Here is an 8,887-nt window from a genome sequence, read left to right as displayed (position 1 = left end):
CGCCGCCCGCGCCGTCGTGTACACACACACCCCCCCCCCCCCCGGCCCCGCCCCAAGAGCCGGGGCGCCCCCCAGTCAACACCCTTGCCGCACAGCACAGTTGACGGCACACTCGGCCACGGTCGCACCCGCCGCGCCCCGCCGGCGCCCCGGCCGCGGCGGCCCTCCAGCCGGACACGCTCCGTCACCATCACCGCTTGCGGCGGGCGTCGGGAGCGCCCCGGACGAAGATCGACGCGTGGCCGGGTGCCCCTGTGAGGCAGGCCCCGGATGAGGCAGGATGGGAAGTGGAAAGGGCGGCCTCTCATTGCCGGCCACCACGTGCACTGAGGAAGAGGACCCCATGAGCATCGACCCGTCGTCCATCCCGTCGTTCGGCGCGCCCCAGGGCGGCGGCCAGCCCGGCGACCAGGGGCGGCCGGCCGGCCCGCCGCCGATCATCGTCCCGGACCAGGGCCTGGTGACCCAGCTGCTGGACCAGATGCAGCTCAAGCACGTCGTGGACGAGGAGGGCGACCTCACCGCCCCCTGGGAGGGCTTCCGCGTCTACTACATGTTCCGCGGCGAGCAGAAGGAGCTCTTCGCGGTGCGCGCCTTCTACGACCGCGCGTACCCGCTGGAGAAGAAGGGCGAGATCCTCGACCTCATCGACGAGTGGAACCGCGAGACCCTCTGGCCCAAGGTCTACACCCACACCCACGAGGACGGCGTGGTCCGCCTGATCGGCGAGGCCCAGATGATCGTCGGCACCGGCGTCAACCTGGACTACTTCGTCACCACCACCGCCAACTGGACCCAGGCCGCCGTCGGCTTCGAGCAGTGGATCGTCGAGCGCCTCGGCCTGCAGAACGAGATCGAGGGCGAGGACGGCGAGACCCCCGAGGGCACCAACGAGGCGTGACCCTGCCCGCCCCGCGAGCGCACGGCCCGACCACTTGGCCCCAGGTGGTCGGGCCGTCCTTGTCCCCGGCCCCCGGCTGACCCAGGATGGGGCCGACGACGACGCGTGAGGAGCCACCGATGGGCAACAGGCCGCTGCTGAACCGCCGACTGGCCGGTATGGGGACGACCATCTTCGCCGAGATGTCGGCCCTGGCCACCGCCACCGGCTCGATCAACCTCGGCCAGGGCTTCCCCGACACCGACGGCCCGGCTTCGGTGGCCCGGGCCGCTGCCGACGCCGTGCTGAACGGCCGCGGCAACCAGTACCCGCCCGGCCCCGGCATCCCGGAGCTGCGGGCCGCGATCGCCGAGCACCAGCAGCGCTTCCACGGCCTCTCCTACGACCCGGACACCGAGGTGCTGGTCACCGCCGGTGCCACCGAGGCCATCGCCGCCACCCTGCTCGCCCTGCTGGAGCCCGGTGACGAGGTGATCGCCCTCGAACCCTTCTACGACTCCTACGCCGCCTGCATCGCCATGGCCGGCGCCACCCGCCGCCCGCTCACCCTGCGCGCCCCGGACTTCCGCCCCGACCTGGACGAACTGCGCACCCTGATCACCCCGCGCACCCGCCTGCTGCTGATCAACACCCCGCACAACCCGACCGGCACCGTGCTCACCGCCGACGAGCTGGCCGGCATCGCCGCCCTCACCGTCGAACACGACCTGCTGGTCGTCACCGACGAGGTCTACGAGCACCTCGTCTTCGGCGCCACCCACCACCCGATCGCCGCCCTGCCCGGCATGCGCGAGCGCACCGTCTCCATCTCCTCCGCCGGCAAGACCTTCTCCTTCACCGGCTGGAAGGTCGGCTGGGTCACCGCGAACCCGGCCCTGGTCACGGCCGTCCGCACGGCCAAGCAGTACCTCACCTACGTCAGCGCCGGCCCCTTCCAGTACGCCGTCGCCGAGGCGCTGCGGCTGCCCGACAGCTACTTCGACGGCTTCCGCGCCGACCTGCTCCGCAAGCGCGACCTGCTGGTCGACGGGCTCACCGCGGCCGGCTTCCGGGTGTTCACCCCCGAGGGCACGTACTTCATCACCACCGACATCACCCCGCTCGGCGAGAAGGACGGCATCGAGTTCTGCCGCGCCCTGCCGGAGCGCTGCGGCGTCGTCGCCATCCCGAACGCCGTCTTCTACGACAACACCGAGGCCGGCCGCAGCCTGGTCCGCTTCACCTTCTGCAAGCAGGACTCCGTCCTGGAGGAAGCGGTGTCACGGCTCCAGCGCCTCTGAGCCGTCGCCCGGCCGCCGCCCGAGGCCGGACAGGTGGGCGTTCAGGATCGCCCGGGCCTCGGGTGCGGTGAGGCGGCCGACGAGGACGTGCGTGGTGAGCCCGTCGGCAAGGGCCAGCAGCGTCTTCGCCTCCCGGGCGGCGTCCGGCCCGGCCGCCGGCGAGGCCTCGGCGATCAGCCGGGCGAACAGGCCCTCCAGGGCGGCGTAGTCGGCGTTCAGCGGGCCCGCCAGCCGCTCGTCGACGGCGGCCTGTGCGACGAAGGCCAGCCAGACCCGCGCCTGGGAGCGCTGTCCGTCGCCGAGCAGCGCCACCTCGGCGGCCGCGTGTGCCAGGGCGGCGGCGGGCGAGGGCGCCGGGTCGTCGGCGGGGTACGCCCGGACCCGGGCGGTGATCTGCTCGCCGACGTGGCCGAGGGCGAAGCGGAGCATCTCGTCCTTGGTGCGGAAGCAGCGCTGGACGGCGCCGGTCGACACCTGCGCGCGGTCGGCCACGTCGCGCAGGGTCACCCCTTCCAGGCCGCGTTCGTCGGCGAGCCGGCAGACGGCCTCGGCGATCCGTCGGCGTCGGCCGTCGTGGTCCACCTGTCTGGGCACGGGCGCCCCTCCGATTTATTCGATGCACTCGTATCGGTTCCCAGGCTACGGTACCGATACGAGCGCATCGGAACGAGGAGGGGAGTACGTCATGCAGGACGCCCTGTGGCGACTGACGGCCACCGCGCAGGCGGCGGCGGTACGCGGCAAGGAGGTCTCGGCCGTCGAACTGCTCGACAGCCACCTGGAGCGGATCAGCGCGGTGAACCCGCAGGTGAACGCCGTCACCCAGGTCCTGGCGGAGCGCGCCCGGGCACAGGCCCAGGAGCTCGACCGGCGCCTGGCCGCGGGCGAGGACCCCGGCCCGCTGGCGGGCGTGCCGTTCACCGTGAAGGAGACCACCGCCATCGAGGGCGTGGCCACCACCTTCGGGGTGCCGCGCTTCCGCGACCTGGTGGCGCGGGCCGACGCTCCCCCGGTCGCCCGGCTGCGCGCGGCCGGGGCCGTACCGATCGGGCACAGCAACATGCCCACCATGATCCTGGCCGGGATGCACACCCGCAGCGAGCTCTACGGCGACACCGCCAACCCGTGGGACCGCGGCCGCACCCCGGGCGGGAGCAGCGGCGGCGACGGCGCGGCCGTCGCGACCGGCCTGGCCGCGCTCGGGCTCGGCAACGACTCCGGCGCGTCCGTCCGCGTCCCGGCCTCGTTCTGCGGGGTCGCCGGGCTGAACCCGTCCAGCGGCCGCTTCCCCGCCGACCACCGCGCGTTCGGGCCGCAGGACCCGGGGCCGGCCTCCCAGTGGCTGGTCTCCGACGGCCCGCTCGCCCGGAGCGTCGCCGACCTGCGGCTGGCCTACGAGGTGCTGGCCGGCCCCGACCCGCGCGACCCTCGCGCCCTGCCCGTGCCGCGCTACGGCGAGCCGCTGCCCGGGCCGGTGAAGGTCGCGGTGGTGGCCGATCCGGGCGGCCACGGCGTCCACCCGACCGTCCGGGCCGCGGTCGACCGCGCGGCGGCGGCGCTGCGGGACGCCGGGTACGACGTGCGCGAGGTGACGGACGTCCCGCGGCTCGACGAGGCCCTGGAGGTGTGCGACCGGATCACCATGACCGAGTTCGCACCCAAGTGGCCCGCCGTACGCCCCCTGCTCGGCCCGGGCGGCGACCGCTACATCGAGCTGACGATGGCCCGCACCCCGCCCGCGACGGCCGCCGAGCTCATGGAGCTGATGGGGAGCTGGCTGGGCATCCGCCGCTCCTGGGCCGAATTCCTGGACGAGTACCCGCTGCTGCTCGGACCGGTGTTCACCGAACCGCCGGTCGAGCCGGGCATCGAGTCCCGGGACGCGGCCGGGTGGGAGCTGGTCCGCACGGCGATGCGGCTGTGCAAGGTGACCAGCTTCGCGGGGCTGCCAGCGGTGGCGGTGCCCACCGGCCTGGCCGACGGACTGCCGACCGGGGTGCAGCTCGTCGGGCGGGCGTTCCGGGAGGACCTCTGCCTGGAGGCGGCGCAGGCGGTCGAGGACCGGCTCGGGGTCCTCGCGCCGATCGACCCCCGGCCGTGAATCGACCCCCGGCCGTGAGGGGAGCAATGATGGCCCGGCGAGCGGGCTGGACTTCCTCAACTCGCCTGACAGTCATGGTTGGTTGACGTCTGGTTGACGATTGAATGATGCCTGTGAGGCAATTCCCTCAACCTCGGCGGAACGCTCCGACCGCCCTGCCCGCCCGGTGCGTGCAGGGCGGTGGCGCACGAGGCGCGTGCCCGGCGCACTACCAGCGTGCACGGCGCACGACCCGGTCATAGGGGCGCGCGCTGTGCAGAGTCGCACACCGGGTCGATCAGAGCCGGGAAGCAGGTGTGCTCGAAACGGTGAATGCTTGACAAAGTTGGGTAAATCACCGGCGGACCCGGCGTATTCATGCTTCTCTGCTGCTGAATCTCCAGCCGGAATCCCTCCTTCCACGGTCGGCCGCGCCCAGGGCCGCACAGCCACGAACAGCCTCGCCATCGCCTAGGCCTACTCGGTGCTGCTCGGCGGGCGCGCACGGAGCTGAAACGCGGAGCCGAGCATGCTCACCACACTGCAGACCTCCTACACGGACACCCGCGCCGGTGACCTGGCCTGGTGCCTGGGCGGCGACCCGCTGCCCGCTCTCGCGGTCCGCGACCTGAGACTCGACGGAGGCGGCCACCCCGCCACGGCCGGCACCCTCCAGCTGCGACTGCTGGGCGCTTCGCACCAGGTGGTGATCGCCGCCGGCCCCGGCGAGTGCCTGGAGACCGTCGCCTGCCTGCCCGGCCGCCGCACCCCGCTGCCGGCCCGGGTGGCCAAGCAGGTCGGCGGCTGGGAGTACGAGTTCGCGGCCCGGATCGAGGCGCTGCCCCCGCACGACTTCGCGGCCCGCGCCCAGGAACTGCTGGCCCTGGTCGAGGGCCACCCGCGCGGCCTGGCCGGGGTGTTCCCGGGCGACCCGAGCGCCTTCACCGCGCTGGTCACCCAGGGCGGCGCCGACCGGCTGCTCTGGCGGACCTGGCACGCCTACCCGCAGGAGGGCCGGCTGGTCTGCACCCGCTCCTCGCTGGTGGTGTCCGGGGCATGACCGCCAGCCGCCCGACCAGGGTCACGGATCCCTCCATGGCCTATGAATCGCACGCAGGAACGATTCGTCAATCCGGCGTCCCGCACTGTCCGTCGAATGGGCGCAGCTATCCGTCCCGAACGTCCCCTAGCGTTTGTTCGTGATCAACCATCCGGCCGGTCCACCCGCCCGCTCGCGAGTGGACCTCGACGACGGCGCCCCACCCCGGCCCGGGCGGAGCCTCGCCCCCCTGCCCGCCCGCCGTCGGTCCCGGCTGCGCTCCCACCCCCGACTGGCCCGCCTCACCGTCCTGCTCGCCGCGTTCGTCTGTGCGGCCTGCGGACTCGTCTACGAACTCGAACTCGTGGCGCTCGGCGACTACCTGATCGGGGACGCGGTCACCCAAACCTCTGTCGTGCTCTCCGTCATGGTGTTCGCGATGGGCCTCGGCTCGCTCCTCGCCAAACGCCTCACCCGGCAGCCCGCCACCGCCTTCGCCCTGGTCGAATGCGCCCTCGCGCTCACCGGCGGCCTCTCCGTCCTCGCGCTCTACTCCTGCTGGGCCTGGATCGGCCGCTACCAGGCCGCCATGGTCGGCCTCACCTGTCTCATCGGCATCCTCATCGGCGCCGAGATCCCGCTCCTGATGACCCTCATCCAGCGGATCCGGCGCGAGGACGCCGGCCGCGCCGCCGCCGACCTCTTCGCCGCCGACTACGTGGGCGCGCTGATCGGCGGCCTCGCCTTCCCCTTCCTCATCCTCCCCGGTCTCGGGCCCGGCGACGGCGCCCTCGTCACCGGCGCCGTCAACGCCGTCGCCGGAGCCGCCGTCGTGCTCTGGCTCTTCCGCGAGGAACCCGCCCCCCGGATACGGCTCCTGCTCTGGGGCGGCTGCGCGCTCGTCCTCGCCCTGCTCGCCGCGGCCGCCGCCGGCTCCGGCGCCATCGAACGCGCCGCCCGGCACGCCCTCTACGGCGCCCAGGTCCGCTTCGCCGCCCGCAGCCACTCCCAGGAGATCGTGCTCACCGGCCCCGCCGAAGGCCCGCTCCGGCTCTACCTGAACGGCCGTCTCACCGTCTGCGGACCCGACGAGTACCGCGGCAACGAAGCCTTGGTCCACCCGGCGATGGCCGCCGGCCCGGACGCCCGCGTCCTGCTCCTCGGCGGCGGCGACGGCCTCGCCCTGCGCGAGGTGCTCCGGCACCGCGGCGTCCGCTCCGTCCGGCTCGTCGACGCCGACCCCGAGCTCCCCCGGCTCGCCCGCACCGACCCCGGGCTCGCCGCCCTCACCGACCACTCCCTCGACGACCCCCGCGTCCACGCCACCGCCGCCGACCCGATGGCCTGGCTGCGCGGCGCCACGACCGGCGGACCGTACGACGTGGTGCTCGCCGACCTGCCCGCGCCCGCCGACGGCGGACCGGTCACCTTCCACTCCCAGGAGTTCTACGGCCTCGCCACCCGGCTGCTCTCCCCCGGCGGCCGCGTCGCCGTCCGGGCCGGCGGCGACCCGAGCGGCCTCTGGCCGATCGAGTCCGGCCTGCGCACGGCTGGGCTGCAGACCGTCCCGTACGCCGTCCAGGGCAGCGCCACCGCGAGCTGCCGCCCCGACCCGCCGGGCGCCGCCCAGACCTTCCTCCTCGCGGCCGCCGCCCGGCCCCCGCTCACCCTCGCCCCCGACGCCCCACCGCCCCGCGCCCTCACCCCCGACGCCCTCCGCGGCTCCGCCACCCGCCTCGCCGCCCTCCGCCCCGCCCACCCCCCGGCCGCCCTCACCCTGCTCGGCCCCCGCTGAACCGGGGGCGCGGGGCGGGACACCGGTGGTCCCGGGGAAGTCGGGTGGCGGTGGGTAGGGACCGGGCGGGGTCGGGTCGGTAGGCTCCCTGACATGGAGCATGAGGTTGTCGTCCCGATGCCCGCCGAGTTGGTGCGGCAGGCCTTGCAGGATCCGGCTCTGCTGGCCCGTAGCGTGCCGGGGCTGAGCACCGAACCGGCCGCGGTCGGCGCAGGGCCGGCGGAGGAGATCGGCGGCCGGCTGAAGCTGCGCATCGGCGGCTCCACCATCACGTACAAGGGCGTGCTGTCCCTGATCGAGGGACGCGAGGGCGTGCTGACCGTGTTCGCCGAGGGCCAGGAGGCCCGCGGCAGCGGCGAGGCGACCGCCACCGTCCGGGTCAGCGTCGCGGACGGCGCCGAGGACGGCACCGCGGTGGTCCGCTTCACCGGCGACCTGAGCGCCACCGGCCGGCTCACCGAGTTCGACGAGGAGACCCTCGACGCCGCCGGGCGCCGCCTGCTGGACCGGTTCGCCACCGCGCTCGCCTCCCCGGACGCCGAGCCCGAGCCGGAGAGCGAGAACGACGGCGAGGGCGACCCGGAGACCGGCAGCGAAGCCGGCAGCGAAGCCGAGGCCGGGACCGACGCCAGCGTGGTGTTCATCGAGGAGCACCAGGACCAGCCCGGCGACGACCTCGACGACGACCTGTCCGACCTGATCGCCTTCTCCGACGCCGACGCCGAGCGCTTCGGCCTGCCCACCGGCGGCGGCGACGAGGACGGGCCCGAGGAGGGCGTCGCCGAGGAGCTCCCCGCCGAGCCGCTCTTCGAGTACGAGGAGGAGCCGGCGGGCGGCGGCCCGGTGCGCCGCAGCATCGTCGGCCGCTCGGCCGAGGAGGTGGACCACGCGCCGCCGCGCGGGCGGTACGCCCCGGCGCTGCCGGCCCGCAGTGCCCGGGCCCGGGCGGCGTCCCGGTGGGGCGGCGAGGCCGGCGGGATCGTGGTGCCGGGTTCGGGCGGCCGCAGCGCGGTGCCGTGGGTGATCGGCGGCGGGGTCGCGCTGCTGGGTGGCGCCGTGGTGCTGGTCAGGGCCTTGCGTCGGCGCTGACCGGCGGGAGAGGGCCTAGACTGGACGCTCATGAGCAACGACCGCGACGCCCTGCTGGCACAGATCAAGGACAAGGCCGTCGTACACGGCAAGGTCACCCTTTCCTCCGGCAAGGAGGCCGACTACTACGTCGACCTGCGCCGGATCACGCTGGACGGCCAGGCCGCCCCGCTGGTCGGTCGGGTGATGCTGGACGCGACCTCGCACCTGGAGTACGACGCCGTCGGCGGTCTGACCCTGGGCGCCGACCCGGTGGCCGCCGCGATGCTGCACGCCGCCGCCGCGCGCGGGCGTGAGCTGGACGCCTTCGTGGTCCGCAAGGCGGGCAAGGCGCACGGCCTGCAGCGCCGGATCGAGGGCCCGGAGGTCAAGGGCCGCCGGGTGCTGGCGGTCGAGGACACCTCCACCACCGGTGGCTCGGTGCTGACCGCCGTCGAGGCGCTGCGCGAGGCGGGTGCCGAGGTGGTCGGCGTCGCAGTGATCGTGGAGCGCGGCGGCGCGGCCGCGGTCGAGGCGCAGGGCCTGCCGTACGTGACCGCCTACAACCTGGACGACCTGGGCCTCTGAGCCCGGCCGGACCTGACAGCACGAAGGGGCCGGGTCCTGTTTCACGTGAAAAGTGAGACCGGACCCGGCCCCCTCGCGTGCACAGCGCGAAGCCCCCGGGCTCCGCCCCCCCCGGGGGGGCCGCCCCGCTGGACCG

Annotated in this window: 8 protein-coding genes; 7 read left to right on the top strand and 1 reads right to left on the bottom strand. The window is 74.5% G+C overall.

Annotation, left to right across the window (positions count from 1 at the left end):
- The first annotated feature begins 343 nt into the window (after positions 1 to 343).
- Positions 344 to 901: a YbjN domain-containing protein gene (locus ACFV6I_RS02610; protein WP_063348532.1), complete on the top strand. Its 558-nt coding sequence runs from the start codon at positions 344 to 346 to the stop codon at positions 899 to 901.
- 119 nt (positions 902 to 1,020) lie between these two features.
- Positions 1,021 to 2,181 (top strand): pyridoxal phosphate-dependent aminotransferase, encoded by a 1,161-nt coding sequence (locus ACFV6I_RS02605; RefSeq protein WP_380423338.1) that lies wholly within the window; start codon positions 1,021 to 1,023, stop codon positions 2,179 to 2,181.
- On the opposite strand, the gene ACFV6I_RS02600 is transcribed toward ACFV6I_RS02605, so the two are convergent.
- Positions 2,161 to 2,775: a TetR/AcrR family transcriptional regulator gene (locus ACFV6I_RS02600; RefSeq protein WP_380423337.1), complete on the bottom strand. Its 615-nt coding sequence runs from the start codon at positions 2,773 to 2,775 to the stop codon at positions 2,161 to 2,163. The two genes, ACFV6I_RS02605 and ACFV6I_RS02600, sit on opposite strands and share 21 nt — an antisense overlap.
- A 91-nt stretch (positions 2,776 to 2,866) precedes the next feature.
- Between ACFV6I_RS02600 and ACFV6I_RS02595 the strand changes: the two genes are divergently transcribed.
- The 5 genes from ACFV6I_RS02595 to pyrE all read left to right on the top strand — a co-directional run bounded on the left by ACFV6I_RS02595 (position 2,867) and on the right by pyrE (position 8,751).
- The gene (locus ACFV6I_RS02595; RefSeq protein ID WP_380423336.1) at positions 2,867 to 4,282 is read left to right on the top strand and encodes an amidase; all 1,416 of its coding nucleotides are present in this window, start codon (positions 2,867 to 2,869) and stop codon (positions 4,280 to 4,282) included.
- Between the two features lie 508 nt (positions 4,283 to 4,790).
- Positions 4,791 to 5,321: a DUF2617 family protein gene (locus ACFV6I_RS02590; RefSeq protein WP_063348528.1), complete on the top strand. Its 531-nt coding sequence runs from the start codon at positions 4,791 to 4,793 to the stop codon at positions 5,319 to 5,321.
- Between the two features lie 139 nt (positions 5,322 to 5,460).
- Positions 5,461 to 7,095 carry a polyamine aminopropyltransferase gene (locus tag ACFV6I_RS02585; protein WP_380423335.1) on the top strand — a complete coding sequence of 545 codons (1,635 nt, stop codon included), beginning with the start codon at positions 5,461 to 5,463 and terminating at the stop codon, positions 7,093 to 7,095.
- A 93-nt stretch (positions 7,096 to 7,188) separates the two neighbouring features.
- Complete coding sequence (locus ACFV6I_RS02580) at positions 7,189 to 8,184, top strand: SRPBCC family protein (protein ID WP_380339099.1); 996 nt, start codon at positions 7,189 to 7,191, stop codon at positions 8,182 to 8,184.
- Between the two features lie 30 nt (positions 8,185 to 8,214).
- Positions 8,215 to 8,751, top strand: coding sequence for an orotate phosphoribosyltransferase (pyrE, locus tag ACFV6I_RS02575; protein ID WP_380423334.1), 537 nt, complete (start codon positions 8,215 to 8,217; stop codon positions 8,749 to 8,751).
- Positions 8,752 to 8,887: the final 136 nt, after the last annotated feature.

This window comes from Kitasatospora sp. NPDC059803 (assembly GCF_042732255.1).
Lineage (GTDB): Bacteria > Actinomycetota > Actinomycetes > Streptomycetales > Streptomycetaceae > Kitasatospora.
This window is presented reverse-complemented; position numbering and strand designations above follow the sequence as displayed.